The organism is Conexibacter sp. JCM 18997 (assembly GCF_055391915.1).
In genome coordinates this window covers 4,443,297-4,469,510 of record NZ_AP043885.1, presented here as the reverse complement: position 1 = coordinate 4,469,510, position 26,214 = coordinate 4,443,297, and the positions used below count along the sequence as shown (strand labels likewise).

Sequence of the window (26,214 nt, the reverse complement as noted above, 5' to 3'; positions counted from 1 at the left end):
TGGCCAGTCGACGGGGTATGGTCCGCGGGCGATGTCGCTGGCCCCGCCGCCACCCCTGCCGCAGAGTGCGATCCGTCGCCTGGTCACCGACCTGCGCGACGAGCGGGAGGCGCAGCGGCGGGTGCCCTTCCCGCCCGGGCGCCACGCGCCGAGCCTGGAGATCACGCGCGGGTTCAACGTGGACCCGCTGCCGATCCTGCTGGACGCCTACGAGCGGTTCGGGCCGATCTTCACGCTGCGCGTGTTCCACGCGAAGGTCGTGTTCATGCTCGGGCCGGAGGCCAACCACTTCATCACGGTGTCGGGCGCGGACCACTTCACCTGGCGCGAGGGGCATCTCGGGGACCTGATCCCGCTGCTGGGCGACGGGCTGCTGACCATCGACGGGGACTTCCACCGGCGCTCGCGGCGGATCATGCTTCCAGCCTTCCACCGCGAGCGGATCGCGGCTTCGCTGCAGACGATGCAGGACGAGACGGACGCCGCCGTCGACCGCGACTTCCACGACGGCGCGCGCCTGGACCTGTACGCCTGGACGCGCCGGTTGGCCATGCGGATCGCCATGCGCGCGCTGTTCGGGCTGGACCCCGACGGGCGCCTGGCCCGCGAGAACGACGCCGCCGCCCACTTCGAGGACGCGCTCGGCTTCTGGGCCAGCGCCTACTGGCAGCAGGTGATGCGCGGCCCCGGCACGCCGTGGGCGCGCATGCAGTCCGCGCGCAAGCGCCTCGACGCGATCGTCTACGACGAGATCCACCGCCGCCGGGCCAGCGGCGAGCGGGGCGAGGACATCCTCAGCCTGCTGATCGACGCCCGTGACGAGGACGGCACGACGCTCGACGACCGCCACATCCGCGACGAGGTCATGACGCTGCTGTTCGCGGGCCACGACACGACGACCTCGACGGTCACGTTCCTGTTCCACGAGCTGGCCCGCAACCCCGCCGAGCGCGACCGCCTGCTCGCCGAGCCCGAGCGCATGGACCTGGTGCTCGACGAGACGCTGCGCATGTACCCCGCTGCCTGGATCGGCCCGCGCAAGTCCGCGCGCGAGTTCACGTTCGCCGGGCACCGCGTGGCCGCGGGCGTCAACGTCAACTACTCCTCGTGGGCCAGCCACCACCTGCCCGACGTGTGGGGCGACCCCGAGACGTTCCGCCCCGACCGCTTCGCCCCGGGCCAGCGCGAGCAGATCCCCAAGGGCGCCTACATCCCGTTCGGCGGCGGCTCGCGCATCTGCATCGGGATGCGCTTCGGTCAGCAGGAGGTCAAGACGATCGTCGCGCGGATCCTGCGTGACTTCACCCTGGACCTGCCCGCGGACTTCGCCCTGTCGATCCGGCAGATGCCGACGATCAGCCCGCGCCACGGGCTGCCCGTCATCGTGCGGGCGCGCTGACCAGCCCGAGCCGGTGGGCGACCGCGGCCGCCTCGGTGCGGCTGCGCACGTCGAGCTTGGCCAGGATCCGCGACACGTGCACGCTGGCCGTCTTCTCGGCCATGAACAGCACCTCGCCGATCTCGCGGTTCGTCGCGCCGGAGGCCACCAGGCCGAGCACCTCCAGCTCGCGCGGCGTCAGCCCGAGCTCCGCGGCGGCCGACTCCTCATCGGAGGCGGGCGCCGGCTCTGGCGTCGCCTCCTCCACGCGCAGGCGCGCGCGCCGGGCCAGCGACTCCAGCTCCTCGACGATCCACCCCGAGCCGATGCGCGTCGCCTCGGCCAGCGCCCCGCGGACGATCACCGCCGCCTCGTCGCGCAGGCCCGCGCGCACGGACGCCTCGGCCTGGCGCCAGCGCGCCTCGACCGCGGCCAGGTAGCGCTCCATCGACTCCCACGTCTCGGCGGCCTGCCGCCACGCGGTCGGCGACGACTGGCCCCGGGCGCGGGTCAGCTCGGCCTCGGCCTCGGCGATCCAGCCGGTCGCGGTGGGCACGCCGACCTCCGCTCGCGCGCGCTCCAGCGCCGCGCCGGCCCGCTCCAGCGCCTGCGCGACCGCCTCGTCGTCCCCCAGGTCGCGGCCGCGCTCGGCCACGTCGGCCTCGACGGCGACCGCGGTGGCGGCCAGCCGGGCCAGCCGCGCGTGGTCCTGCATGCCGGGCACGCGCGCGAGGCGCACGCGCACCTGCTCCAGCGTCGCGCGCGCCTCGTCCAGCCGCCGCTGTCGGCGCAACGCCTGCGCGGTGAGCGCGGCCATCGGCCCGTGCCACTGCGGATCGAGGGCCAGCTGCACCAGCGACGACGCCCGCTCCAGCCACACCAACGCCGCCTCGGTGTCCCCGCGCGCGAGCGTCAGCTCACCCATGACCGCGCCGTAGTATGCGCCCATCGTGTCGTTCTGACGCTGGCCGCGGTGCTCCGCGAGGATCGCGTCGGCGTCGTCGAGCTCGCCCAACGCCACCGCGATCTCCGCGGCCTGCATGCTCAGCCACGACGCCTTGCGCCCGCGCCCCTTCGACTCGACGATCCCGCCGCACACCAGCTCGTAGGCCTCGCGCGCGCGTCCGCACAGCAGCAGGACGTCGCCCAGGTTGACGTAGCCGCGGCCCAACTGCTCGATGCGCCCGTCGTTGCGGTCCATCGACATCGACTCCTGCAGCTGCGCGATACCCGCCTCCACGTCGCCGTGGCAGGCCAACGTCACGCCGAGCGTGTTGCGCGCGTTGGCCTCGGCCAGCCGCGATCCGCAGGCCCGCGCCTCGGCCAACGTGAGCTCGCACACCGCGATCGCCTCGGCGTAGCGCCCGCCCAGCATCAGCGTCCTGGCCTTGCCGGCCAGCAGCATCGCGCGCTCGAAGCAGGGCTCGCTGATGTCACGCAGCAGCACCAGGCCGCGGTCGTAGCTGGCCATCGTGTCGTCGCCGCGGCCCATGTGCCACAGCGCCGACCCGAGCTCCTCCAGCAGGCGCGCGGCGCGCCGCGGATCGGCCGCGACGTCGAGCTCGGCCAGCGCCGACTCGGACGCGTGGCGGGCGCGGTCGTAGTCGCCCAGGTCGTTGGCGGCGGCGGCCAGGCGCTCCAGCAGGCGCACGTGGTCCATGCCCGTGCGCCCGCGCGCGTCGGGCACCCGTGGCCACAGCGCCATCGCGCGCTCCAGCTGGGTCAGCGCCTCGGCCGGAGCGCGGATCTGCTCGGCGGCGTCGGCCGCGCGCACCGACGCGGCCAGCGCCTCGCCCTGCTCGCCCGCGGCGGCGTAGTGGTGGGCGATCTCCACGACGGTGTCCAGGTCGTCCTGACCCGCGTCGGCGCGGCGCTCCAGCGCGCGGGCCAGGCGCAGGTGCAGCTCGACGTCCTCGCCGGGCAGGAGGTCCTCGTGCATGGCCTCGCGCAGCAGCGCGTGGCGGAAGGCGTAGCGGCCGTCGTCTCCGCGCACGAGCACGTTGTGGGCCAGCGCCTCGCGGAGCGCCGGGCGCAGCACGGATGGATCGGTGTCGCCGGCCTCGGCCAGGAGCGCCTCGTCGGCCCGCGCCGCCGCCGCGACGATGCGCAGCAGGTCCTGGGTCGGCTCGGGCAGCGACTCGACGCGCAGGACCAGCGCGTCGCGCAGGGTCGGCGGCAGCTCGCCATGCCCGTCCTGCCCGGCGGCCAGCAGCTCCTCGGCGAACAGCGGGTTGCCCTCGCAGCGCGCGAACAGCCGGTCGACGAGGACGTCGTCGGGCGCCGCGCCGAGGATGTCGGTGAGCAGGTCCTGCAGCTCGGCGCGGGTCAGCAGCTCCACGCTGACCAGCGCCACACCCTCCTGGCGCTCGAGGTCGGGCAGCAACGGGCGCAGCGGATGGCGGCGGTGCAGCTCGTCGCTGCGATAGGTGGCCAGCAGCAGGACGCGCTCGCGGCACAGGTTGCGCGCCGCGAAGGCCAGGAAGTCGCGCGTCGAGCGATCGGCCCAGTGGATGTCCTCGAGCACCAGCACGACCGGCGTCTCCTGGGCCAGGCGGTCCAGCGCGTCGAGCAGCAGCTCGAACACGCGGCCCTGGTCGGCGGCGTCGTCGTCGCCCAGCGGCCGGCTGAACTCCGTGCGGACCGCCTCCAGCGCCGGATCGCCGGAGCGGATCAGCGGGCGCAGCGCGCCGATCAGCGGCGCGTAGGGCAGCTCCCCCTCGGCCAGCTCGACGCAGTCGCCGGCCAGCACGCGGTGCCCCTGGGCCTTGGCGTGGTGCAGCAGCTCGTCGGCCAGGCGGGTCTTGCCGACGCCCGACTCGCCGCCGATGAGCGCGATGCGGGCCTGGCCGGCGGCCGCGTCGCCCAGCAGGCGCCGAAGGTCGGCGAGCTGGTGCTCGCGCCCGACGAAACGACGGCTGGACACGCGGCGGGCCACGCGTCCAGCTTCGCACGTCTCGTCGCTCACGCGGGCGCGGCGCGCCTGGTCTGCGGTGCAGCGCGGCGCCGCCACCGCAGCGTCAGGCGGCGACGCGGCCGGCGCTCCAGACGGGGGCGCGGCTGCGCACGCAGGGCGTCGGCGCGCAGGGCGTCGACCAGGTGGGGAGAGAGGTTGGGATGCATGCAGGTCATCCTGCGCGTAAGACCTCCCGCGCACATCGGGCAGATGGTGCGCCGGACCGCGGCTGAGGCCTTACCTGCGCCGGTAGACCCCTCAGGCCGATCTGCGGCGCTCGCGGGTAGGATTTCCCAGACCGAGAGGCGTATGGCTGCGACCCCAGTCCCCATCCCCGTCTTCTTCGAGGACCTCAAGCGTCTCCCCCCGGGACGGCACAGCATCGCGGTCGAGGAGGTGGCCCGCCAGCAGCGCGTGCGCCTGATGGGCGCGATGCTGGAAGCGGTCGGCGAGCAGGGCTACATCGCCACCAGCGTGGCCGACGTGCTGACCCGCGCGGGCATCTCACGACGCACGTTCTACGAGCACTTCTCCGACAAGGAGGACTGCTACCTGCAGGCCTCCGACCACGTCGCGCAGATCCTCACCGAGGCGGTCGGCACCGCGCTCGCCGGGCACCGCCGGTGGCAGGACTCGATGCGCGCCGGCCTGGACCTGTTCCTGCGCACGGTCGCCGCCAACCCCAGCGTCTCGCGGGCCATGCTCGTCGAGGTGCTGGCCGTCGGGCCCGCCGGCATCCGCCGGCGCGACAGCTGGCTGGCGCCGTTCCAGCAGTTCTTCGAGATCGCCCGCGAGCTGGCGCCGGCCGAAGCGTCGATCCCCGAGACGGTCAGCGAGACGCTGGTCGGCGGGATCCTCGAGACGATCACCGCGCGCGTCATGCGCGACGAGGCCGACCGCGTCCCCGACCTCCTCGATCAGCTGATGTTCTGGGGGCTCGTGCCGTTCCTGGGCCCGGTCGAGGCCAACGAGGCCCTGGCCGAGATGACCGCCTCGGGCTAGCGTCCCGGTTCACCAGGGTGTCGACGCGCCAGGATCGAACATCCGTCCAGGCGCAGAAGACCGGAATTCGGGATTTGGCTCTGGAACGAGCAAATCACCGCTGTCTCGCTTCTTCGGTGCACCGATGTCCACCATTCGAGGTAGAAAGTGGCCATGGGCCTTGGGGCAGGGGTGCTCGCGGCAGCCGTCCTGGCAGTGGGAGGCTCGTCGCCCGGACAAGGAGTGAACATCACCGCGTACGCGCGCGACGCCTACGCGGGCGGGTCGGCGCGCGCCGCGATCACCGAGATCCATGATCTGGGCCTGCGTGAGGTGGCGATCGTCCCCACCTGGTACATGGACGACGCAGCGGACTCGACGGTCGCCGCCGACCCGCAGCGCACCCCGACCGATGGCTCCGTCGCCGCGCTGATCCGCGACGCCCGCGCCGCGGGCATGACCGTGCTGCTCAAGCCCCATGTCGACGTCGCCGACGGGACGTTCCGCGGCGAGATCGCGCCCGCCGACCCGCGCACCTGGTGGACGACGTACGAGGACATGGTCGACCACTACGCGACGATCGCCCAGCGCAACGGCGCCGAGGCGATGACCGTCGGCGTGGAGCTGAAGTCGATGTCGCCCGACACCGGCGCCTTCGAGCAGGTGATCGCGGGCGCCCGGGCGCGCTTCGACGGCACGCTGACCTACGCGGCCAACTGGGACGAGGTCGACAGCGTCCGGTTCTGGGGCGAGCTCGACGCGATCGGCGTCGACGCCTACTACCCGCTGGCCCAGGCGCCGGGTGCGTCCGTGGACCAGCTCGTCGACGCCTGGCAGCCGATCGTCCGCCATCTCGAGGCGCTCAGCGACGACGTCGGCAAGCCGTTGCTGCTCACCGAGCTGGGCTACGCGGCCCGCCCGGACGCCGCGGTCGATCCCTCCGGCTCCGGCGAGCGGATCGCCCAGGACGACACGGTCGCCCAGGCGACCGCCTATCGAGCGGCCCTGCAGGCGTGGCAGGACGCCGACGTCGACTCGATCTTCTGGTGGGACTGGCCCGCCGACCCGGCCGACGCGCTCGGCGACGCCTTCACGCCGCGCAATCGCCCCGCCGCGACCGTCATGCAGGAGTTCACGCAGCACGGCGGCGGCGGTTGGCTGTCGCGCGTGCCGTGGCCGCTGCTGGTCATCGTGGTGATCTGGACGATCGTCGCGCTCGGCTTCCTGGCCATCCTCAAGGCGGCCGGCCAGGCCGACACCGCCAGGCCGCGCGACGGTGACGGCGGGCGCCGTCGGCTGCTCGCGCTGCCCACGCTCGCGCGCCCCCCGAGCCCGGCTCGGCTGCTGTCCGCCCTGTCCGCGCGTGTTCCGCGCCCGCGCGCCCGACCAGGCGACGCGCCGGCGCCGGCGCCGGCGGGCGAGCCAGCCTCCGGCGCCCCGCCCACGCCCGCGCCGCCTGCCGCATCCGCGCCTCTGACGGCGGTCGGCGCCCCCGATCCACCGCCCCACCGCTCGCGGTTCGCCCGCCGCGGCATCGACCCGCTGAGCGAGCTGGCCGTCATCGACCTCGACCGGCTCGCCGCGGTCGCGTGCACCGTCCTCGGCGTCGAGATGGCGGCGATCCTCGTGCGCGCCCCCGACGATCCGCGCAGCCTGATCACCGCCGGCGAGGCGGGTGTCTCGCTGCGCGGCCGGCGCTGGAGCGCGGACTCCGGCGTCGTGGGGATGGTCCTGGCGCGCGCCGAGCCGGTGGCCGTGCACGAGTACGGCGAGCTGCGGGCGCGCATCGGCGGCGACCAGACCCTCGGGCTGCACACGGCGGCGGCCGCGCCGCTGATGGTCCATCGCGCGCTCCGCGGGGCGCTGTCGGTGGGCACGACGGATCCCGACCGGCGCCTGACCGGCGGCGACCTCGAGCTCCTCGGCGCGCTGGCCGAGCTCGTCGCCGCCGCCCTCGCGCAGCCCGGCGGCGCCGACCTGCAGGAGAGCGTCCACTCGCAGGTCGAGGGGCTGACCGCCGCGCTGGAGGCGCGCGAGCCCGACGAACGCCGGCGCACCACCGCGCTGGCCGCGATCTCCGGCCGCGTCGCCGACCGGCTGCTCGGCGAGGACACGCGCGGCCGCGCGGAGCTCCAGCTCGCCGCACGCCTGCACGACGTGGGCATGCTGCGCGTGCCCAGCGCCCCGCTGCGCAAGCCCGGACCGTTGGCCGGCACCGACCGGCGCCTGATCGACCTGCACCCGGCGTGGGGCTGCGACCTGCTGGCCGAGATCCCCGGGCTCCAGGGCGTCGCGGCGATCGTGCGCTTCCACCACGAGCGCTGGGACGGCACCGGATACCCGCACGCGCTGGCCGCCGAGCGGATCCCGCTGGCCAGCCGCATCCTCGCCGCCAGCGAGGCGTGGACCGCGATGACCTTCGGCCGTCCCCACGCTCCGGCCCGCTCGCCCGAGCACGCCGTCGAGGAGCTGCGCCGCGACGCCGGCTCCCATTTCGACCCGGGGGTCGTCGAGGTCCTGGCCGCGGTCAGCGCGACGGTGCCCCGGCCCCTGCCGCGGCTGGCCGGCACCTGACCCGACCGCTTGGCCCAGCGCACCAGATATCGGTCCTTTCCGATGTGACCGGCCGGTGAAAATCCTGGGAGTGGCTGCGCGCCAGATCGTTCGACGTCGTTCAGCAAGCCGCCGATAACGGCTCTCTGTGAGCCGTCGGTCCAGAGACATCACAATCGAGTCGCGTACCGGGCTGTTGGAGGAAGCGATCGCCGCCGTCGAGCAGCGCTACGCGTCCGACATCCAGCTCGACGACATCGCCCGCCAGATCGCCACGTCGCGCCGCCAGCTGCAGCGCGTCTTCGAGGAGATCGGCCAGACGACGTTTCGCGAGCACCTCACGCGCGTGCGCATGACGCATGCCGCCGAGCTGCTCGAGTCGCCGCTGCCGATCCGCGAGATCGCCAACCGCGTCGGCTACCGCCAGCCGGCCCAGTTCGCCAAGGCCTTCCGCCGAATCCACGGCGTCACGCCGTCGGCCTACCGCGACGGCGACCGCGCGGCCTAGCGCATGGGCGGTGCGTGGTTCGAACACGCGACCTCCTCGTTGTAAGCGAGGCGCTCTGACCAGCTGAGCTAACCGCCCGCGGGCCGAAGGCTAGTGTCGTGCGTCATGGACGTGCGAACGGGTGTCAAGGCGCTGGTCGTGCAGCTCGTGCTCGTCGGGGTGCTCGCCGTGATCCTGGCGGTCGCCCTCCCGAAGTCGTTCTTCGAGGACTGGGGCTGGCTCACCGGTCCGCTGGCCTGGTTCCTGTGTGCGGCGGCGACCGCACGCATCGTCGGGCTGCCGATCGTCGGCACGATGGTCGGCGCGGTGCTCGTCGGCCTGCCGGCGCTGATCGCCGTGGTGGCCGGCATCCACTGGCTGGGGACGCTGATCGCGATCGTGCTGTTCGGCCTGTGGTGCGCGCGGCTGTCGGTCGACCCCGAGCTCGACGCCGAGATCGTCTGAGCGTCCCGGCCTACGGGCCGATCTTCACGAAGCCGTAGTCGCGCACCTGCTGGATGACCGGCGGGTAGACGGGCTGGCGGTTGGGGCCGAAGGAGAAGCGGCCGAGCACCGTGTCGACGTTGCGCAGGCCGGCCAGCGCGTCGCGGATGGCGCGCGGGTCCGTCGAGTCCGCGCGCTGGATGGCCAGCGCCAGCAGCTTCACGCCGGTGTAGGCCTGGGCGGAGAACTGGTCGGGCTGGTAGCCGAGCGTGGCCCGGTAGGTCCGCACGAACGCCGCGTTGCCCGGCGTGTTCTCCCCGGCGATCCAGGCGGTCCCGGAGATCGCGCCGTTGGCCACGTCGCCGGCCTGGTCCACCAGCCCGGGCGTGTTGAACGAGTCGCCCCCGACGAAGGGCACGTCGCGCAGGCGCGCGGTCGCTCGCGCGGTGGTCATGATGTCGATCACGTCGGGGGCCAGCGCGGCGATGAACAGCACGTCGGGCCGCTTGGCCGCGATCGCCCGCAGCGCCGTGCGGTAGGAGTCGGGCTCGTCGGAGTCGAACGCCGCGTCGGCCACCACCCGCACGCCGGCCCGACGGGTCAGCGCCTGGCGCATGACCGCGTGCGCGCTCTTGGAGTAGTCGTCGGGCCGGGCCCAGATGATCGCCGCGCGGTGGTAGCGCAGCGCGCGCTGGGAGACGCCGACGGTGACCGGCAGCACGGCGCGCTCGGTCAGCGCGTCGTTGAAGACGAAGTCGCCGATCTCGGTCACGCCGTCGCCGGTGTTGGAGACGCTCAGCACCGGGATGCCGCGCTGCTGGGCGACGCGGTCGGCGGCCAGGGCGGAGCTGGTCAGCGTCGGGCCGAGCAGGGCGACGGCGCCGCCCTGCATCAGGCGCACGAAGGCGTCGGTCGCCTGGCGCGCCGTGGACCCGTCGTCGCGCACGTCGAGGACCAGCCTGGCCGCGCCGAGCGCGCCCGAGGCGTTGACCTCGTCCACGGCCAGCTGGGCGGCATCGGCCTGCTGGCCGCCGTAGGTCGCCCCCGCGCCCGTGGCCGCGAACGCGGCGCCGATGTGGATGTCGCCGGCGGGGAGCGCAGCGTGGGCCGAGGCGGGCAGCGCGACGGCGATGAGGAGCGCGATCAGCGCCAGCGGGCGGCCCATGGTCGGCGCCAGCGTAGCTATCGGGTCAGCGGCCGATCTTCACGAACCGGCCGTCGCGAACCTGCTGGACCACCGGATCGTGGATCGGCTCGCGGCTGGCGTCGAACGAGAAGCGGCCGAGCACGGTGTCGACGTCGCGCAGGGCTCCGAGCGCGTCGCGGACCGCGGTGCGATCGGTCGAACCGGCGTTGGCGATGGCCAGCGCGAGCAGCTTCACGCCCGTGTAGGCCTGGGCGGCGAACTGGTCGGGCGCGGTGTGGAAGCGGGCCCGGTAGGCGCGCACGAAGGCGGGGTTGCCGGGCGTGTCCTCGGTGGCGATCCAGGCGCTGCCGGAGATCGCCCCCTCGGCGGCCGGACCGGCCTGGTCGATCAGACCCGGCGTGTTGAACGAGTTGCCCCCGACGAACGGGACACGGCGCAGCGCCGGCATCCGGCGCGCGGCCTGCATCACCTTGACCACATCGGGTGCGAGCGCCGCGATGAACAGCACGTCGGGTCGCTGGCGAGCGATCGACCGCAGCGCGGCGCGGAAGTCGGTGGCCGACGCCGAGGCGAACGACCGGTCGGCGACGAGGCGCACGCCGCGTCGCGCCTGCAGCGTCGCGCGGAACACGTCGTGGGCGCTCTTGGAGTAGGCGTCGGGCGTGGCCCACACGATGGCCGCGCGCCCGTAGCGCAGCTTGCGCTGGGACACGGCCACCGTCGCGGGCTGCACGACGCGCTCCGACAGCGAGTCGCGGAAGATGAAGTCGCCGATCTCGAGGATGCCGGTGCCGGTGTTGGACACGGCGAGGACCGGCACGCCACGCGCCTGGGCGACCTGGTCGGCGCTCAGCGCCGCGCTGGACAGCGTCGGCCCGAGCAGCGCGACCGCGCCGCCGTCGATCAGCTCGGTGAAGGCGGTCGTGGCCTGCACGGGGTCGGAGGCGTCGTCGCGCAGGTCGAGGACCAGCTGCGCCGCGCCGAGCGCGCCGGACGCGTTGACCTCGTCCACGGCCAACTGGGCGCCGTGACCCTGCTGGGCGCCGTAGGCCGCGGCCGCCCCGGTGGTCGAGAAGACCCCGCCCAGGTGGACGTCACCGGCGGGCAGCGCGGCGCCCGCGTGGGCGGGCAGGAGAACAGCGAGGAACAGCGCGCACAGCGCGACGAGGCGACCCATGGTCGCGGCAGGCTACCGTCGCGGGCATGGACCTGGGGATTGCTGGGCGCGTGGCGCTCGTCACCGGCGCGTCGAAGGGCATCGGGGCGGCGGTCGCATCGGAGCTGGCCCGCGAGGGCGCGCACGTGGCCATCGCGTCGCGCTCGCGGGAGCGGATCGATGCGGCGGCGACCGAGATCGGCGCGACCGGCTTCGTGTTCGACAGCCTCGACCTGGACGCCGTGCCGGCGCTGCTCTCCGACGTCGAGGTGGCGCTCGGCGGCCCCGTCGAGATCCTGGTCACCAACACCGGCGGCCCGCCCGGCAACCCGGACCCGACCGGCTTCACGCGCGAGCAGTGGGAGGCGGCCTATCGCGAGCTCGTGCTCGCGCCGATCACGTTGATCGAGGCGGCGCTGCCCGCGATGCGGGCCCAGGGGTGGGGTCGCGTCGTCAACGTGTCGTCGAGCGCGGTCCGTGAGCCGATCGCCAACCTGATGCTGTCCAACGCGCACCGCAGCGCGACGTTGGCCGCGTTCAAGACGCTGGCCCGGGCGATCGCCGCCGACGGCGTCACGCTCAACACGCTGCTGACCGGCCGCATCGCCACCGACCGGATCGCCGCGCTGTACCCCAACTGGGCGGCGGCCGCCGAAGGCATCCCGGCGGGCCGCGTCGGCACCGTCGAGGAGATGGCCGCGGTGGCCGCCTTCCTGTGCTCGGCGCGCGCGAGCTTCGTCACCGGCGAGGCGATCCGCGTCGATGGCGGCATGGCCCACGCCGTCTGACGCAGAAGGAAGTACCCCCAGGGGGAATCGAACCCCCGCTACGGGCGTGAAAGGCCCGCGTGCTAACCGCTACACCATGGGGGCGGGCGGTACTTCGCGAAGTGTAGGACGGGGCGACTCGATCAGCCCGGCCTCGATCTCGCCGTGGCAGTTCGCGCACACGAGCACGCACTTCTTGGCCTCCTCGCGGAACGCCGCGAGCGACCGCCCGACGCTCGATGACAGCTGGAAGGACTTCTGCGAGGGATCGACGTGGTGGAACACCAGGTTGCCGACATAAGCGTCGTACCCGCAGACTCGACAGCGACCACCAGCCTCCTCGACGAGGATGCGCTTGACCTTCTGCTTGCGGCGCAGCACTGCCTCGCCAGAGCAGCGCGTGCAGCGCCAATAGAAGCCCGCTTTCAGCTTGGCGTTCTTCGCGCGAAAGTGCTTGACGACGCCGTGTCGTGCGCACCTTCGCAGAGTGCCCCCGGAGGGACTCGAACCCTCAGCCGCGAGCTTAAAAGGCTCTTGCTCTACCAGTTGAGCTACAGGGGCTTGCTGCTGTTCCCTCGCAACTCTACCGGGCTTCCGCGACCCCTTCATACGAACACATGTTCGCAACAAGATCGGACGGATCCGAGGTGTTGCCCCGGCGCCGCCCCACGCAGCGCCGGGGCTCCCCCCTCAGGTCTTGCGGTCGAGGTGTGCAACCTCTGGCCGGGGCCTTACCCAGGGCGCGACAGGACTATTCCGCGATCGGGCCGACGAGCACCCAGCTGTTGCCGTCGGGATCGCAGAACGTCGCGTGCTGTCCCCAGGGCGCCTGCTGGACGCCGGGCTCGGCGAACTCGACACCGCGGGAGCGCAGCTCGGCGAAGGCGGCCGGGGCGTCGTCGGTGCCGAGCACGAGGCCGCGCAGCGAGCCCGCGGGCATCGCGTCGAACCAGGTGACGAGCGTGATCGAGGCGCCGCCGGCGGGCGGGACGAGCTCGATCCAGCGCCGGCCCTCGCCCATGTCGGCGTCCTCGCGAACGGCGAAGCCGAGCACCTCGGCGTAGAACGCCTTCGCGGCGCTCTGGTCGGTCACCGGCACCGACAGGATGTCGACGCTGAAGTTCACCTCTGCTCCTCCGGTCGGGACGGTAGCGCGAAGTGCGACCGGTGTCAGCCGCCAGCGCTGGCGAGTACGCTCGCCCCCCGCAATGTCGACGCCCGCCCTCTCGCCGCGCGCCGCCTGGACAGGGCCGCGCCGTGCCGTCCCGGTCGGAGGGCTCACCGCGATCGCGGTGGCCTCGATCGCGCTCGCGCTGCTGTCGCTGCTGCTCCCGACGACGCCGACCTACGACCCGTACGCATGGCTGATCTGGGGTCGCGAGATCCTGCACGTCGACCTCAACACCGAGTTCGGCCCGTCGTGGAAGCCGCTGCCGGTGATCTTCACGACGATCTTCAGCGTGGTCCCCTCGGCGGCGCCCGACCTGTGGGTCGCCGTCGCGCGCGCGGGCGCGCTCGCCTCCATCCTGCTCGCGGTCCGGGTGGCCTGGCGCCTGGGCGGCGGCCTGACCGCCGGGCTCGTCGCCGCCGCGTGCCTGGTCGTCTCGACCGGCTACATGCGCTTCGCCTGGATCGGCGACTCCGAGGGCATCCTGGTGGCGCTGCTGGTCGCGGCGATCGACCTGCACCTGTCCGGCCGCCGCCGCGCCGCGCTGTGGCTGGCCTTCGCCGCCTGCCTGCTGCGCCCCGAGGCGTGGGCCTTCGCCGGCCTCTACGCGATCTGGCTGTGGCGGGCCGAGCCCAAGCTGCACCGCACCACGATCGGCATGGTCATCGGCGGCCTCGTCCTGTGGTTCGGGCCGGAGCTGTGGGGCTCGGGCAACCTCATGCGCTCCAGCGAGCGCGCGCTGGACCCCAACCCCAACGCGATCTCGTTCGCCGACTTCCCGGCCTGGGAGGCGGTCAAGCGGACCGTCGAGATGACGCCGTGGCCCGCGCGCATCGGCTTCCTGGTCGTGGTCGCCGGCTGGATCAGCGGGCGCTGGCGCGACCGCGCGACCGGCCTGATCGCGCTCGGCGCGGTGGCCTGGATGGTCGAGGTCGCGCTGATGACGCAGAAGGGCTACTCCGGCAACGCGCGCTACATGCTCGCCCCCGTCGCCCTGGCCTGCCTGGTCGGCGGCGTCGGCTGGGTCAAGGCGTTCTCGCTGGCCGGGCGCTTCGGTCCCACCGCGGGCCACGCCGGCACCGTGGCCGCCGTGGTGATCGCCGCGGTGCTGCTGATCTCGCCGGCCCAGCGCCTGTCGCCCGACTACCGCTCGACGGTCGACGAGGCGCATCTCAACGACGCGCTGAGCGGCGCGGTGCAGGCCGCCGGCGGCGCGTCGCGCGTGCGCGCGTGCGGCACCGTGACGACCGGCCCGTTCCAGGTGACGCCGCTGGCCTGGCGCCTGGACGTGCACGCCCGCGACGTCGATCTGGTCCCCACCCCGCCGGGGAGCGTCTTCCGCGCCGGGCCGCTGCCGCGCGACATCCCGGGCGCACCCGCCGTCGCCGTCGGCGATGACGGGTGGCAGCAGGTGGCGCGCTCCGGACCCTGGGAAGTGCTCCAGACCTGCACAGCGGGTAGTTCCTAACCGCCGTGTCGACGCCGACCCCCCACTAACCTCTCCCCCGTGGCAACCGTGGCATCGCGCCGTCCGCCCGCGGACTGGGCCAGGTCGGTGGCGAGCGCGCGTCTCCTCGACGCGGGCGGCCTCCTGGTGCTCATCGGGCTGTCGCTGCTGCTGCGCTCCAACGAGCTGAAGGTCAGCTTCTGGATCGACGAAGGCCTGTCGGTCGGGATCGCCAACCACCCGCTCTTCGACATCCCCGGGATCCTCGTGCAGGACGGGTCGCCGCCGCTGTACTACATGCTGCTGCACGGCTGGATGGCCTTGACCAGCGACCGCGTCGTCGACGTCCACTGGTTCTCGGTGCTGTTCGCGCTGGCCTGCATCCCCGTCGCTTGGTGGGCGGGCACCAGCGTGTTCGACCGCCGCACCGGCTGGATCTTTGCGCTGCTCGTGGCGCTGTGCCCCTTCCTGACCGACTACGCCCAGGAAGCGCGGATGTACTCGCTGGTCGCGTTCCTGGGCATCGCGACGCTGGGGTTCTTCCTGAACGCGTACCTGCGCGGCCGCCGCGGCTTCCGCATCCCCTTCGGGATCACCCTCGCGCTGCTCATCTACACGCACAACTGGGGCCTGTTCCTGGGCGTCTCGATGGCCGTGTGCATCGCGATCCTGTGGACCGCCCTGCCCAAGGGCGACGCGGCGCGCGGGCGGCTGCTCAAGGACGCGCTGCTCGGCTTCGGCATCACCGCGGTCCTGTACCTGCCGTGGCTGCCGACGCTCCTGTCGCAGCTGCAGCACACCGGCGCCCCCTGGTCGGACAAGCCGAGCTTCAACGCGTTCGTCCACGCCCCCGATCTCGTCACGGGCAGCTTCGCGGCGACGATCGCGCTGCTCCTGGCCGGCGGCGCGGGCATCGTCGCCGCCTGGCGCTCGGACCGCTTCGACCGGCGCGTGACGATCCCCTGGCTGCTGGTGCTGACCGTGCTGCCGGTCCTGATCCCGTGGCTGGCGTCGCAGTCCTCACCGGCGTGGGCCACCCGCTACCTGGCCGTCGCCGTCGGCCCCCTGCTGCTGCTCGGCGCCGTCGGCCTGCGCCGCGCGGGCTGGCTGGGCGCGGCGGGCACCGTCCTGCTCGTCGTCATGTGGGTCGGGATCGGCGCGTCGTCGTGGAAGACGAACGTGGCCGAGGTGTCGGGCGCGCTGAGCCCGCAGCTGCGCGCCGGCGACCTGGTCGTCGCCACCCAGCCGGAGATGGTCCCGGTGCTGTCCTACTACCTCAAGGACAACGTCGACCCGCAGTCGCTGACCGTCGTGACGCCGCTCGGCCGCGACACCGATCTGGGCATCACCGACTGGCGCGACGGCGTGGACCGGTTCGACGAGACGACCGCCAACGACGCGCTCATGCCCGCGATCGACAAGCTGCCGATCGGCGCCCATGTCCTGCTCGTGCGCCCGATCATCTCCTCGCCGTCGCACTGGAAGGCCCCGTGGACCAGCCGCGTGCGCGACCGCTCAATCGAATACGAGGGGATCTTGCGGGGGGATCCGCGTCTCGAGCTGGACGCTATCGTGCCTCAGGACGTCGAGTCCCCTGGACCGAACCCTGCGCAGGGGTTGCTGTTCCGCAAGGTGCGGGGCTGACGGACGCTCGCCATGCCCGCATCACAGAACCTCATCGAGATCACACCTGAGCGACCCGTCGTCGTGCTCGGCGGCGGCCCGGCCGGCCTCACCGCCGGCTACCTGCTGGCCAAGGCGGGCAAGTCGGTCGTCGTCGTGGAGGCCGAGAACCAGGTCGGCGGCATCGCCAAGACCGTCGTCGACGAGGAGGGCTACCGCTTCGACCTCGGTGGCCACCGCTTCTTCACCAAGGTCCAGGAGGTCGACGACCTCTGGCACGAGGTGATGGGCGAGGAGTTCCTCAAGCGCCCGCGCCAGTCGCGCATCTACTACGACGGCAAGTTCCTCGAGTACCCGCTGGAGGGCATGGACGTCGTCAAGCAGCTCGGCCCCGTCGAGCTGACCCGGGCCGGCCTCTCCTACCTGCGCGCGAAGCTCAAGCGCAAGGGCAACGAGGACTCGCTGGAGGACTGGGTGGCCAACCGCTTCGGCTGGCGCCTCTACAGCATGTTCTTCAAGACCTACACCGAGAAGGTGTGGGGCGTCCCGTGCTCCGAGCTGCGCGCCGAGTGGGCCGCGCAGCGGATCAAGGGCCTGTCGTTCACGAGCGCCGCGAAGGCCGCGTTCATGGGCAACAAGAACAACGAGATCAAGTCGCTGATCAACGAGTTCAACTACCCGCGGTTCGGCCCCGGGCAGATGTGGGACTTCATGACGCAGCGCATCCGCGAGCAGGGCGGCGAGGTCCTCCTGAACGCCCCGGTGACCGCGATCCACGTGGCCGACGGGGAGATCACCGAGGTCGTGGCCGGCGGCATCACCTACACGCCCAGCGCGGTCATCTCCTCGCTGGCGCTGCGCGACACGGTCAAGCTCGCGCGCCCCGACAAGGCCGAGGCCGTCGACGACGCCGCCCAGCACCTGCGCTACCGCGACTTCATGACGATCGCCCTGGTCATCGAGGGCCAGGATCTGTTCCCCGACAACTGGATCTACATCCACGATCCGGGCGTCCAGGTCGGCCGCATCCAGAACTTCCGCTCGTGGTCGCCGTGGATGGTGCCCGACCCGAACATGGCGTCGGTGGGCATGGAGTACTTCTGCAACGAGGGCGACGCGCTGTGGACCGCCGACGACGCCGACCTGGTCGAGCTGGCCAAGCGCGAGCTCGGGCAGCTGCACCTCGGCGATCCCGCGCGCGTGCGGCGCGGCACCGTCGTGCGGGTGCCGATGGCCTACCCGATGTACGACTGGAACTACGCGGAGCGCGTCGAGACGATCAAGAGCTGGCTGGGCGGGATCGACAACCTGCAGCAGGTCGGTCGCAACGGCCTGCATCGCTACAACAACAGCGATCACTCGATGCTCACCGCGATGCGCGCGGTCGACAACCTCCTGCTCGGCACGGACCACGACCTGTGGGCGGTCAACGCCGACTCGGTCTACCACGAGGAGGATCGGCCGGCCGATCCGAACCCGTACCCGTACCGCGACGACCGGGTCACCCCGGCGCCCGCCGCGTCCTAGCCTCAGCGCGCCATGGGGCGATGGCCGTTGCGGCTGGGCCCGCCGTTGGTGGCGATGGGGTTCGCCATCGCGGTGCACGTCGTCGCCGCCGTGTTCGGCGGCTTCAACCCGTTGGACGCCGGCGAGTGGACGAGCTGGGACTCGCCCATCTACCTGGACATCGCCCAGTACGGCTACATGTCCCGGGAGTGTCCGCAGGCCGAGCTGGACATCGGCGCGACGGCGTGCGGGAGCTTCGGCTGGTTCCCGCTGTATCCCGCGCTGATCTGGCCGCTCCTGCAGGTCGGGCTCGCGCCGGCCACCGGCGGCGTCCTGGTCTCGCTCGTGTTCTGGGCGGTGCTGCTCGTGGTGCTCTGGAACGGCCTGCTGCTCCCGCTGTTCGGCCGCGAGCGGGCGCTGGTGCCGGCGCTCGCGCTGGCCGCGGTGGCGCCGGGGGCGTTCTACCTGCAGACCGTGTACCCGATCGCGCTCACCACGTGCCTGCTGACGCTCGCGCTGGTCGCGCTGGTGCGGGAGCGCTGGTGGTGGGCCGGCGTGGCCGGGTTCCTGGCCACCGCGGCCTACCCGGGCGCGGCCACCCTGGTCGGCGTGGCCGGGCTGTGGCTGCTGGTCGTGGCGCCCGCGCCGTCGCTGCGCGAGCGCGTGCGCCGCATCGCCATCGTGTGCGGGCTGACGGTGGCCGGCTTCCTGGCGGTGCTGCTGTACGCGCAGCTGTCCACCGGCGTGTGGGACGGCTACTTCGGCGTGCAGGCCCGCTTCCACCACGGCATCCACCTGCCCTTCGCCAACTGGCTGGACATCTCCCGCCCGCGCACGGAGGGCCTCGGCTCGATCTCGCTGTTCCTGGCCTTCCAGTCCTGGCTCGTCACGATCCTCGTCGCCCTGGTCGTCGGCTGGACCTGGCGCCGGCGGCGAGAGGCCACCGCGGCCGACTGGCTGCTGGTGATCTGGGCGCTGGCCTTCTGGATCGTTCCGCTCTGCCAGAACGTCGTGGCCTACTACCGCACCGACGCGCTGCTCATCCCGGTCGTCGTGGCGCTGGCTCGTCTGCCCTTCACCGCGGTGGCCGCGCTGACCGGCGTCGCGACCGTCGTGTCGGCGGGCATGACGCTGGCGTTCATGCAGGGCGTGCTCGTCTGATCGCTCAGACGCCGAGCTTCTCGGCCAGGTGGCCGGCGCGGTAGCCGCGCCGGCGCCCGAGAGCGGCCAGCGGCGGCATCACCAGGCGCTGCACCCAGCCGGGCGGCAGCGGCGGGAAGCCGAGCGTGACCATGTCGAAGTTCGCCTCGGCCACGACCGCGGCGATCATCAGCGCGCGCGGGGACTTGGGCAGCGCCTGGCGCGTGGTCAGGCCGGCGCGGCCCAGCGCGGCGGCGTCCTGGAGGAACGCCTGCAGCGTCTGCGGCGGGCGCACGTGGCAGACCATGTGCGCGGGTTGGTCGCTGTCGTTGCGGTAGGCGTGGCGCGTGTTGCGCGGCACCACCGCGGTCTGGCCGGCCGGGACCGGCGTCCAGTCGCGGCCGGTGAGGAACGTGACGGTGCCCTCAAGCACGTCGAAGCGCTCCTCCATCACCGGGTGCACGTGCGGCGTGACGCCGCCGCCGGGCTCGACCCACGTCTCGATGTGCAGCACCTCGGCGCCGTCCTCGTCGTGGGTGGTGGTGAACGCCAGTCGCTGGCGCAGAACGGGATCGCTGATCTGGTCTCGCATAACCTAACCTCCGCTAACCACGTTACCTAGTGAGTATTAGGTTGTCAAAGCCCAGACGGAGGATGAGCGCGGCCCAGCGCCGCGAGGTGATCGAAGCGGCCGCCGCCGGCGTGTTCGCCGCCCGCGGCTACCACGGCACGACGATGGCCGAGATCGCGCGCGCGTCCGGCGTCACCGTGCCGGTGATCTACGACCACTTCCCGTCGAAGGTCGCGCTGCACCAGCGGCTGCTGGAGCGCACGAGCGACGAGCTGCTGCAGATGTGGCGCACCGCGCTGGCCGTCGAGCTGCCCGCGGCCGAGCGCATCCCCCACGCGATCGACGCGTGGGCGTCCTACGTGCAGGCCCACCCGTACGCGCCGCGGATGTTCTTCACCGAGACCACGGGCGATCCGGAGATCCGGGCCATGCACCGGGCGATCCAGGAGCGCGGGCTCGTCGGGCTCGGGGCGATCCTGGCCGGCGACCCCGACGCGGCGCGCACCGTGGCCGGGCGCGACCCGCTCGCCTTCGAGATGGCCGCCGAGGTGATGCGCGCCGGCCTCACCGGGCTCGCCGTCTGGTGGAGCGAGCACCCCGACGTGCCCAAGGAGCGCGTCGTGGCGACCGCGCTCAGCGTGCTCTTCCCTAGTGCTTGAAGTGGCGGCGGCGGGTGAAGACCATGGCCAGGCCGGCCTGGTTGGCCGCGTCGATGACGTCGCCGTCGCGCATCGAGCCGCCCGGCTGGATGATCGACGTGACGCCCGCTGCCGCGGCCGCCTCGGGTCCGTCCGCGAAGGGGAAGAACGCGTCGGAGGCCAGCGCCGATCCGGCCACCGGTGACTGGGCCTTCTCGACGGCCAGGCGGACCGAGTCGACGCGGCTCATCTGCCCCGCGCCGATCCCGACCGTGGCCAGGTCGCGGGTCAGCACGATCGCGTTGGACTTCACGTGCTTGGAGACACGCCAGCCGAACAGCAGGTCCTCCCACTGCGCGTCGGTCGGCGCGACCGCGGTGACGACCTCCATGTTCTCGCGCTCGTCGAGGTCGGCGTCGGCGTCCTGGACGAGCAGCCCGCCGTCGATCTGGCGCATGTTCAGCTGGACGCCGGTCGGTCGCCGCCGCTCGGTGTCCTCCATGATGCGCACGTTCTCCTTGCGCGTGAGGATCTCCAACGCGTCCTCGTCGTACCCGGGCGCGATCAGCACCTCGATGAACTGCTGGGAGAGCGCCTCGGCCAGCGCGGCGTCGACGCGCCGGTTCAGCGCGATGATCCCGCCGAAGGCGCTGACCGGGTCGCAGGCGAACGCCTTCGCGTAGGCCTGCCCGGCGTCCGCGGCGATCGCCACGCCACACGGGTTGTTGTGCTTGACGATCACGCAGGCCGGGATCTCGAAGTCGCGCAGCGCCGTCTTGGCCGCGTCGAGGTCGAGGAGGTTGTTGAACGACAGCTCCTTGCCGTGCAGCTGGGCGACCATCGACAGCACGTGGCTGCGGGCGCCGATCTGCGTGTAGAAGGCGGCGCGCTGGTGCGGGTTCTCCCCGTAGCGCAGGTCGGTGACCTTCTCGAAGGCGCGCAGGAAGAGCGGCGGGAAGTCCTCCACCTGCTCGGCGAACCAGCGGGCGATCGCCGTGTCGTAGCGCGCGGTCAGCGCGTAGGCCTCGCCGGCCAGCGCGCGGCGCGTGTCGACCGACAGCTTGCCGCCGGTGGCCTGCAGCTCGTCGAGCACGGCGTCGTAGGACTCCGGACGCACGACGACCGCGGTGAACGCGTGGTTCTTGGCCGCCGCGCGGATCATCGTCGGGCCGCCGATGTCGATGTTCTCGATGACCTCCGTGTCGGCCACGCCGCGGCGGGCGGCGGTGCGCTCGAAGGGGTACAGGTTGACGACCACGAGGTCGATCCACTCGATCCCGTGCTCGTTGGCCGCGGCGACGTGGTCGGCGTCGTCGCGCACCGCCAGCAGGCCGCCGTGGAGCTTGGGATGCAGCGTCTTCAGGCGCCCGTCCATCATCTCCGGGAAGCCCGTCAGGTCGTCGACGGAGCGCACGTCCAGGCCAGCGTCGCGCAGCGCCTGTGCGGTGCCGCCGGTGGAGACGAGCTCGACCCCGAGAGCGGCCAGGCCCTTGGCCAGGTCGACGACGCCGCGCTTGTCGGACACCGACAGCAGCGCACGGCGGACCTGGACGTCATCGGGGGCGGTGAGGGAGACGGGCTCGGCCATGGTCGGGAGCTTACGTAGCGCGCCCTGGATAGGCTGCCCGCATGAGCGACGACGAGGATCCCGCCCGCGAGGTCAAGCGCGCCGAACGCGCCATGGACGACGACATCAAGGACATGGAGCACCACCTCCAGGACCTGGGCGACGACATCAAGGGCGCCCGTGACAGCGAGGCCGAGATGTTCCGCGTGACCGGCGACGACGGCGGCGACCTGGCCGGCGACTGGCGCGACGCCGACGGCACGCAGGGCGACAAGGCCTGACGCACTCGGCGCCGGCCCCACGCGGGGACCGGCGCCGTTCGATGCGTTCGGCGTCAGGCCAGCTGGAAGCGTCCGACCAGCGACTCCAGGTGCGCGGCGGTCTGCGCCAGCTCCTGGGCCGAGGCGGCGATCTGCTGCGCCGAGGCGCTCGTCTGCTCCGTCGAGGCCGAGACCTCCTCGGTCGACGCCGATGACTGCTCGGCCACCGCGGCGACCTCGTCGGCCGACGTGGCGATCGCGTCGACCCGCTGGCTGACGTCAGCCACCGCAGCCACGATGCGCTCGAACGCCTCGCGCGCCTCGACGACGACCGCGGCACCCTCCTCGGAGCGCTCGGCGCCCGAGGTGACGACCTCCACCGCACGCTGCGTCTGGACCTGCGTGTGGTCGATCAGCTGCTCGATGGTTCCGGCCGCCTGCTGGGACTCCTCGGCCAGCTTGCGGACCTCCTCGGCCACGACCGCAAAGCCCTTGCCGTGCTCGCCGGCGCGGGCCGCCTCGATGGCCGCGTTGAGCGCGAGCAGGTTCGTCTGCTCGGCGATCGAGCTGATCGTGGCGACGATGCCGCCGATCTCGTCCGACGTGGCCGACAGCGAATGGATCGCCGACGCGGCGTCGGCCGAAGCCGTGCGGACCGCGGCCATCGCCTCGGTCGCCCTCGCGGCCGCATCGGCGCCCTGCTCCGCCGCGTAGCGCGCGTCGGCGGCGGCGCTGGCCGTCTCGGTGGCCGAGCCGCGCGTCGTGTCGACCATGCGCACCTGCCGCTCGGCGCCGTGGGCGACCTCGCCGACAGCGTTGGCGATCTCGCCCACCGCGCGGCCGGTCTCCTCGGCCGAGTCGGCCATCTGCTGCGACGCCGACGAGACGGTCGACGCGGTCGACTGGACCTGCCCGACGGTGTCGCGCAGGCTGACGGTCATCTGCTGCAACGCGTTGCCCAGCACATCGCGCTCGGAGCGCGGCTCGATGTCGGCGGTCAGATCGCCACCGGCGACGCGCTCGGCCGAGCCGGCCAGGCCGCGCAGGTATTCGACCATGCGGTTGAAGGCCGTGCCCATCGCGCCGATCTCGTCGCGGCTGCGCACGTCGACCGTCTGGTCGATGTCGCCTTCGCTGATCGCCCGAGCGGCGTTGAGCGCCTGGTTGACGCCGCGCGAGATGCCGCGGGCCAGCAGGTAGGCGACGGTGATCCCGATTGCCAGCGCCAGCGCCAGCAGGATCAGGACCTCCCGCCGCGCCGAGCTGTAGGTCGACGAGATCGCGTCGGCGCGGGCCTGTGCCACGCCGAGCTTGCTCGCCACGAGGGCGTCGAAGTCGTCGTTGACCCGATCGAACACCGGGACGGCCTGCGCCTTGTTGAACGCGACGGCGTCGGCCTGACGGCCCTCGCGCGACAGCTTCAGGACCCCTGCGCGCTCGGTGGCTGACGCCCGCAGGTCCTTCTCCAGCGCCGTGATGACCTCGCGGCCCTTGGCCGTCTGGATCGTTGCATCGACCTTCGCGATCGCCGCGGTGGCGAGCTGCTGGTTGGCGGCGATCTGCCGCTCGATGTCGCGCTGATCACCGGCGTCCGTGGTCAGCATGTGGCGGTTGGTCAGGGCGCGGTTCTCGTTGATCGCCACGCCCGCGGCGACGAGTTCACCGAGCGGCTCGGTGGCGTACCGCTCGGCCTCGTCGGCGCGGTCGCGCACGGCGGACAGGCTGAACAGGCCGAGCAGACCGGCGGCGAGGAGGAAGGCGAGCAACAGGCCGAAGCCCGCGAACAGCTTGGCGCGGACGCCAAGCGCTGGAAGTCGATGCATGAGGGACATCTCCGAATCAGGGACCATTCCGTGGTCCGGGCCGCCGCCGCAGCGCCGTCTCACTTCGTCCCTTGATCGGCCACGCGAGACGCACCGAACAGTGATCCCCATCACTGCGGTGGGATATGGCGCGCTAGCGGTGGACGAGTATCCGGCGCGGGTTGCCCGGATCGCGGCCCAGCGCGCCGCGGGCGACGAGGCGCACGGCCTCGGGCAGCAGCCGGTGCTCCAGCGGACGCAGCGCGTCGTGAACGGCGTCGGGCTCCGTGGCGTCGGGGGGCAGCTCGACGGCGCCCTGCAGGATGATCGGCCCGGTGTCGACGCCCTCGTCGACGAAGTGCACCGTCACGCCCGTGAGCTTCACCCCGTAGGCGATGGCCTGCTCGATCGCGCCGATGCCCGGGAACGCGGGCAGCAGCGCCGGATGGACGTTGATCACCGCGTCGGGAAACCGGTCCAGGAAGGCGCCGCTGACCAGCTGCATGTAGCCGGCCAGCACGACGAGCTGCACACCGGCCGCGTCCAGCCAGTCGGCGATCGCCGCATCGCGGGCCGCGCGCGAGTCGAACGCCGCGCGCTCGAACACCCGCGTGGGCACGTCGGCGCGGCGGGCCCGCTCCAGCGCGAACGCATCGGGCTTGTCGGAGGCGACCGCGACGATCTGCGCCTCGTGGCCGTGGACCGTGCCCAGCAGCGCCTCGAGGTTGGTGCCCGACCCGGAGGCCAGCACCCCGACCCGCAGCGGCTCGGCCACTAGGCCGCGACCCCGTCGGCCAGCGTCGCCGCCTGCGGGGTGGCCTGCAGCTTGGGGAAGGCGCCGCCGGTCGAGCGCAGGTGCCCGCCGGCGATCAACGCGTCGACGCGCTCGAGCACGTCGTCGTTGCGCAGGTGGGCGAAGGCGCCGTAGCCCGGCAGTCCGTCGTAGGAGTACTTCTGCACGACCTTCGAGCGCCCGCCGCGGAGGATCTCCACGGCCCGCGTGCGACCGACGGCCGGCTCCGCGGCGACCACCACCTCGACGATCGCCCGGTCCAGATCGGCGTCGTCGCCCGCGGCGCCAACGCCAGCGACCGCCCGCCCCCCATCGACCTTGCGCGGGCGGCCGCTGCGGCCGACCGCCGCCCGGACCGCGGCGGGAACCGCCTCGTCGGGTGCGCAGCGATCGCAGCACGGCACGCCGGGGTCGGTGTGCGGCTCGTCGCGGTCGCCGAAGTGGCGCAGGATCGTCTGGCGCCGGCAGCGCGAGCCCTCGACGAACTCCCAGATCGCCCGGTATTGCCGCCAGCGGGCGCGCTCGGCCTCGCCCGCGCTGGCCTTGCAGGCCGCGCGCGCCCGTCCGTCGTAGCGGCCCAGGACCCGCCCGCGCAGCCGGTCGGGCGAGGACGGCGCGGGCTGCAGCACGCCGGCCCGCGCCAGATGGCCGACGATCCCCCGGACCTGCTCCTCCTCACAGCCCTGCGCGGTCAGCTCGTCGATGCCCAGGTCGTAGCGCCCGTCCACCGCGCGCATGCGCAGCCGCTCGGCCACGCGCATGAACAGCCCGTCGTCGACCTGCGCGCGCTCGATGAAGAACACGTGCAGGCCCTTGTCGCGATTCTCGGCGAACAGCAGCGCCCGCGCGGGGGCGCCGTCCCGGCCGGCGCGGCCGGCCTCCTGGTAGTAGGCCTCCAGCGAACCGGGGACCGAGGCGTGGCAGACCGTGCGCACGTTGGCCTTGTCGACGCCCATGCCGAACGCGTTGGTGGCCACCACGACGTCGACATCGCCCGACATGAACCGCCGTTGGGCGGTCGCGCGCTGGTCGCGCCCCAGGCCGGCGTGGTAGGCCAGCACCTCGCCGTCGAGCTGCATCGAGAGCTTGGCGGCCAGCGCCTCGGTGGCCGCGCGCGTGCCCGCGTAGACGATCGCCGGGCGCGCGGCGGGGTCGGCCAGCGCGGCGGAGATCCGGCGCTCCTTGTCGGCCGTCGTCTTGCAGGGCACGACGGCGAAGGTCAGGTTCGGGCGGTCGAAGCCCGTGGCCACGTGCACCGGGTTGTCCAGGCGCAGGCGCTCGACGATGTCGCGGGCGACCTGCGGCGTGGCCGTGGCCGTCGAGGCGATGATCGCCTTCGCGCCCAGCCAGCGAGCCGCGTCGGCCAGGCGGAAGTAGTCAGGGCGGAAGTCGTGCCCCCACTGGGAGACGCAGTGCGCCTCGTCGACGACGAACAGCCCGACGTCGACCCCGGCGATCCCGTTGAGGAACGCGGGCGCGCTGAAGCGCTCCGGCGCGACGTAGAGCAGCCGCAGCTGGCCCAGCCGCGCGCGCTCGAGCACCTCGCGGTTGGCCTCGGCCCCGGCCTGCGCGTTGATCAGCGCCACGTCGGGCGAGACCCGCGACAGCGCCTCGACCTGGTCCTGCATCAGCGAGACGAGTGGCGAGACGACGATCGTCAGGTCTCGCCGCATCAGCCCCGGCAGCTGATAGCAGAGCGACTTGCCCGCGCCCGTGGGCATCACGACGAGCACGTCGCGCGGCTCCAGCGCCGCCCGCACCGCCTCTTCCTGGCCGGGCCGGAAGGCGTCGAAGCCGAAGTACTCCTTGAGGGCGACCGCCGGATCCATCGGC

Annotated in this window: 22 protein-coding genes and 3 tRNA genes; 12 read left to right on the top strand and 13 right to left on the bottom strand. The window is 72.9% G+C overall.

Features of this window, described 5'->3' with window-relative positions:
* Positions 1-31: 31 nt before the first annotated feature.
* Entirely contained in the window at positions 32-1,399 is a 1,368-nt protein-coding gene (locus ACZ5UI_RS22480; RefSeq protein ID WP_464191245.1) for a cytochrome P450, read from the top strand.
* On the opposite strand, the gene ACZ5UI_RS22475 is transcribed toward ACZ5UI_RS22480, so the two are convergent.
* Positions 1,380-4,313: an ATP-binding protein gene (locus tag ACZ5UI_RS22475; protein WP_464191243.1), complete on the bottom strand. Its 2,934-nt coding sequence runs from the start codon at positions 4,311-4,313 to the stop codon at positions 1,380-1,382. The genes ACZ5UI_RS22480 and ACZ5UI_RS22475 overlap by 20 nt on opposite strands.
* Before the next feature lie 327 nt (positions 4,314-4,640).
* Between ACZ5UI_RS22475 and ACZ5UI_RS22470 the strand changes: the two genes are divergently transcribed.
* The 3 genes from ACZ5UI_RS22470 (at position 4,641) to ACZ5UI_RS22460 (ending at position 8,373) form a co-directional block, all read left to right on the top strand.
* On the top strand, positions 4,641-5,333 hold the full coding sequence (locus ACZ5UI_RS22470; RefSeq protein ID WP_464191241.1) for a TetR/AcrR family transcriptional regulator: 693 nt from the start codon (positions 4,641-4,643) through the stop codon (positions 5,331-5,333).
* A 222-nt stretch (positions 5,334-5,555) separates the two neighbouring features.
* Positions 5,556-7,886 (top strand): glycoside hydrolase family 113, encoded by a 2,331-nt coding sequence (locus ACZ5UI_RS22465; RefSeq protein WP_464191239.1) that lies wholly within the window; start codon positions 5,556-5,558, stop codon positions 7,884-7,886.
* A 175-nt stretch (positions 7,887-8,061) separates the two neighbouring features.
* Entirely contained in the window at positions 8,062-8,373 is a 312-nt protein-coding gene (locus ACZ5UI_RS22460; protein WP_464191237.1) for a helix-turn-helix transcriptional regulator, read from the top strand.
* Between the two features lie 4 nt (positions 8,374-8,377).
* On the opposite strand, the gene ACZ5UI_RS22455 is transcribed toward ACZ5UI_RS22460, so the two are convergent.
* Positions 8,378-8,451 (bottom strand) — tRNA-Val (locus ACZ5UI_RS22455).
* 27 nt (positions 8,452-8,478) lie between these two features.
* Between ACZ5UI_RS22455 and ACZ5UI_RS22450 the strand changes: the two genes are divergently transcribed.
* A complete protein-coding gene (locus ACZ5UI_RS22450; protein WP_464191235.1) occupies positions 8,479-8,817 on the top strand; it encodes a hypothetical protein in 339 nt (112 codons plus the stop codon).
* Between the two features lie 10 nt (positions 8,818-8,827).
* Here the strand turns inward: ACZ5UI_RS22450 and ACZ5UI_RS22445 are convergent, their stop codons facing one another.
* Entirely contained in the window at positions 8,828-9,961 is a 1,134-nt protein-coding gene (locus tag ACZ5UI_RS22445; RefSeq protein ID WP_464191233.1) for an ABC transporter substrate-binding protein, read from the bottom strand.
* 25 nt (positions 9,962-9,986) lie between these two features.
* Positions 9,987-11,120, bottom strand: coding sequence for an ABC transporter substrate-binding protein (locus ACZ5UI_RS22440; RefSeq protein WP_464191231.1), 1,134 nt, complete (start codon positions 11,118-11,120; stop codon positions 9,987-9,989).
* A 26-nt stretch (positions 11,121-11,146) separates the two neighbouring features.
* On the opposite strand from ACZ5UI_RS22440, the gene ACZ5UI_RS22435 reads away from it, so the two are divergent.
* Positions 11,147-11,887: an SDR family oxidoreductase gene (locus ACZ5UI_RS22435; RefSeq protein ID WP_464191229.1), complete on the top strand. Its 741-nt coding sequence runs from the start codon at positions 11,147-11,149 to the stop codon at positions 11,885-11,887.
* Between the two features lie 12 nt (positions 11,888-11,899).
* Here the strand turns inward: ACZ5UI_RS22435 and ACZ5UI_RS22430 are convergent.
* The 4 genes from ACZ5UI_RS22430 to ACZ5UI_RS22415 all read right to left on the bottom strand — a co-directional run bounded on the left by ACZ5UI_RS22430 (position 11,900) and on the right by ACZ5UI_RS22415 (position 12,992).
* Positions 11,900-11,971: transfer RNA gene (locus ACZ5UI_RS22430), tRNA-Glu, on the bottom strand.
* Positions 11,957-12,247, bottom strand: coding sequence for an HNH endonuclease signature motif containing protein (locus tag ACZ5UI_RS22425; protein WP_464191227.1), 291 nt, complete (start codon positions 12,245-12,247; stop codon positions 11,957-11,959). Before ACZ5UI_RS22425 ends, ACZ5UI_RS22430 begins: the two co-directional genes overlap by 15 nt.
* Before the next feature lie 107 nt (positions 12,248-12,354).
* Positions 12,355-12,427: transfer RNA gene (locus tag ACZ5UI_RS22420), tRNA-Lys, on the bottom strand.
* Between the two features lie 190 nt (positions 12,428-12,617).
* Positions 12,618-12,992, bottom strand: a complete 375-nt coding sequence (locus tag ACZ5UI_RS22415) for a glyoxalase superfamily protein (protein WP_464191225.1) — start codon at positions 12,990-12,992, stop codon at positions 12,618-12,620.
* Between the two features lie 82 nt (positions 12,993-13,074).
* Between ACZ5UI_RS22415 and ACZ5UI_RS22410 the strand changes: the two genes are divergently transcribed.
* From ACZ5UI_RS22410 to ACZ5UI_RS22395, 4 genes are all read left to right on the top strand, one after another.
* On the top strand, positions 13,075-14,502 hold the full coding sequence (locus tag ACZ5UI_RS22410) for a hypothetical protein (protein ID WP_464191222.1): 1,428 nt from the start codon (positions 13,075-13,077) through the stop codon (positions 14,500-14,502).
* A gap of 87 nt (positions 14,503-14,589) precedes the next feature.
* Positions 14,590-16,125: a glycosyltransferase family 39 protein gene (locus ACZ5UI_RS22405; RefSeq protein ID WP_464191220.1), complete on the top strand. Its 1,536-nt coding sequence runs from the start codon at positions 14,590-14,592 to the stop codon at positions 16,123-16,125.
* A gap of 12 nt (positions 16,126-16,137) precedes the next feature.
* Positions 16,138-17,631 (top strand): NAD(P)/FAD-dependent oxidoreductase, encoded by a 1,494-nt coding sequence (locus tag ACZ5UI_RS22400; RefSeq protein WP_464191218.1) that lies wholly within the window; start codon positions 16,138-16,140, stop codon positions 17,629-17,631.
* A gap of 12 nt (positions 17,632-17,643) precedes the next feature.
* Entirely contained in the window at positions 17,644-18,771 is a 1,128-nt protein-coding gene (locus ACZ5UI_RS22395) for a hypothetical protein (protein WP_464191216.1), read from the top strand.
* Between the two features lie 4 nt (positions 18,772-18,775).
* On the opposite strand, the gene ACZ5UI_RS22390 is transcribed toward ACZ5UI_RS22395, so the two are convergent.
* A complete protein-coding gene (locus ACZ5UI_RS22390; RefSeq protein ID WP_464191213.1) occupies positions 18,776-19,342 on the bottom strand; it encodes a cupin domain-containing protein in 567 nt (188 codons plus the stop codon).
* Positions 19,343-19,404: 62 nt separating this feature from the next.
* Between ACZ5UI_RS22390 and ACZ5UI_RS22385 the strand changes: the two genes are divergently transcribed.
* Positions 19,405-19,980: a TetR/AcrR family transcriptional regulator gene (locus ACZ5UI_RS22385; RefSeq protein WP_464191211.1), complete on the top strand. Its 576-nt coding sequence runs from the start codon at positions 19,405-19,407 to the stop codon at positions 19,978-19,980.
* Here the strand turns inward: ACZ5UI_RS22385 and purH are convergent.
* Positions 19,970-21,547: a bifunctional phosphoribosylaminoimidazolecarboxamide formyltransferase/IMP cyclohydrolase gene (gene purH / locus ACZ5UI_RS22380; RefSeq protein WP_464191209.1), complete on the bottom strand. Its 1,578-nt coding sequence runs from the start codon at positions 21,545-21,547 to the stop codon at positions 19,970-19,972. The two genes, ACZ5UI_RS22385 and purH, sit on opposite strands and share 11 nt — an antisense overlap.
* Before the next feature lie 41 nt (positions 21,548-21,588).
* Here purH and ACZ5UI_RS22375 point away from each other — a divergent pair, with 41 nt between their 5' ends.
* Entirely contained in the window at positions 21,589-21,807 is a 219-nt protein-coding gene (locus tag ACZ5UI_RS22375) for a hypothetical protein (RefSeq protein ID WP_464191207.1), read from the top strand.
* 53 nt (positions 21,808-21,860) lie between these two features.
* Here ACZ5UI_RS22375 and ACZ5UI_RS22370 read toward each other — a convergent pair whose 3' ends face one another.
* From ACZ5UI_RS22370 to ACZ5UI_RS22360, 3 genes are all read right to left on the bottom strand, one after another.
* Positions 21,861-23,609 (bottom strand): methyl-accepting chemotaxis protein, encoded by a 1,749-nt coding sequence (locus ACZ5UI_RS22370; RefSeq protein ID WP_464191205.1) that lies wholly within the window; start codon positions 23,607-23,609, stop codon positions 21,861-21,863.
* Positions 23,610-23,742: 133 nt separating this feature from the next.
* On the bottom strand, positions 23,743-24,363 hold the full coding sequence (purN, locus tag ACZ5UI_RS22365) for a phosphoribosylglycinamide formyltransferase (protein ID WP_464191203.1): 621 nt from the start codon (positions 24,361-24,363) through the stop codon (positions 23,743-23,745).
* Positions 24,363-26,210, bottom strand: coding sequence for a RecQ family ATP-dependent DNA helicase (locus tag ACZ5UI_RS22360; RefSeq protein WP_464191201.1), 1,848 nt, complete (start codon positions 26,208-26,210; stop codon positions 24,363-24,365). The genes purN and ACZ5UI_RS22360 overlap by 1 nt, the downstream gene beginning before the upstream one ends.
* Positions 26,211-26,214 lie beyond the last annotated feature (4 nt).

Excerpts from the sequence above, each read along its gene's own strand:
- ACZ5UI_RS22480 (WP_464191245.1), top strand. The coding sequence starts at position 32 with ATGTCGCTGGCCCCGCCGCCACCCCTGCCGCAGAGTGCGATCCGTCGC.
- ACZ5UI_RS22470 (WP_464191241.1), top strand. The coding sequence starts at position 4,641 with ATGGCTGCGACCCCAGTCCCCATCCCCGTCTTCTTCGAGGACCTCAAG.
- ACZ5UI_RS22450 (WP_464191235.1), top strand. The coding sequence starts at position 8,479 with ATGGACGTGCGAACGGGTGTCAAGGCGCTGGTCGTGCAGCTCGTGCTC.
- ACZ5UI_RS22445 (WP_464191233.1), bottom strand. The coding sequence starts at position 9,961 with ATGGGCCGCCCGCTGGCGCTGATCGCGCTCCTCATCGCCGTCGCGCTG.
- ACZ5UI_RS22440 (WP_464191231.1), bottom strand. The coding sequence starts at position 11,120 with ATGGGTCGCCTCGTCGCGCTGTGCGCGCTGTTCCTCGCTGTTCTCCTG.
- ACZ5UI_RS22435 (WP_464191229.1), top strand. The coding sequence starts at position 11,147 with ATGGACCTGGGGATTGCTGGGCGCGTGGCGCTCGTCACCGGCGCGTCG.
- ACZ5UI_RS22410 (WP_464191222.1), top strand. The coding sequence starts at position 13,075 with ATGTCGACGCCCGCCCTCTCGCCGCGCGCCGCCTGGACAGGGCCGCGC.
- ACZ5UI_RS22400 (WP_464191218.1), top strand. The coding sequence starts at position 16,138 with ATGCCCGCATCACAGAACCTCATCGAGATCACACCTGAGCGACCCGTC.
- ACZ5UI_RS22395 (WP_464191216.1), top strand. The coding sequence starts at position 17,644 with ATGGGGCGATGGCCGTTGCGGCTGGGCCCGCCGTTGGTGGCGATGGGG.
- ACZ5UI_RS22390 (WP_464191213.1), bottom strand. The coding sequence starts at position 19,342 with ATGCGAGACCAGATCAGCGATCCCGTTCTGCGCCAGCGACTGGCGTTC.
- ACZ5UI_RS22385 (WP_464191211.1), top strand. The coding sequence starts at position 19,405 with ATGAGCGCGGCCCAGCGCCGCGAGGTGATCGAAGCGGCCGCCGCCGGC.
- purH (WP_464191209.1), bottom strand. The coding sequence starts at position 21,547 with ATGGCCGAGCCCGTCTCCCTCACCGCCCCCGATGACGTCCAGGTCCGC.
- ACZ5UI_RS22375 (WP_464191207.1), top strand. The coding sequence starts at position 21,589 with ATGAGCGACGACGAGGATCCCGCCCGCGAGGTCAAGCGCGCCGAACGC.
- ACZ5UI_RS22370 (WP_464191205.1), bottom strand. The coding sequence starts at position 23,609 with ATGCATCGACTTCCAGCGCTTGGCGTCCGCGCCAAGCTGTTCGCGGGC.
- ACZ5UI_RS22360 (WP_464191201.1), bottom strand. The coding sequence starts at position 26,210 with ATGGATCCGGCGGTCGCCCTCAAGGAGTACTTCGGCTTCGACGCCTTC.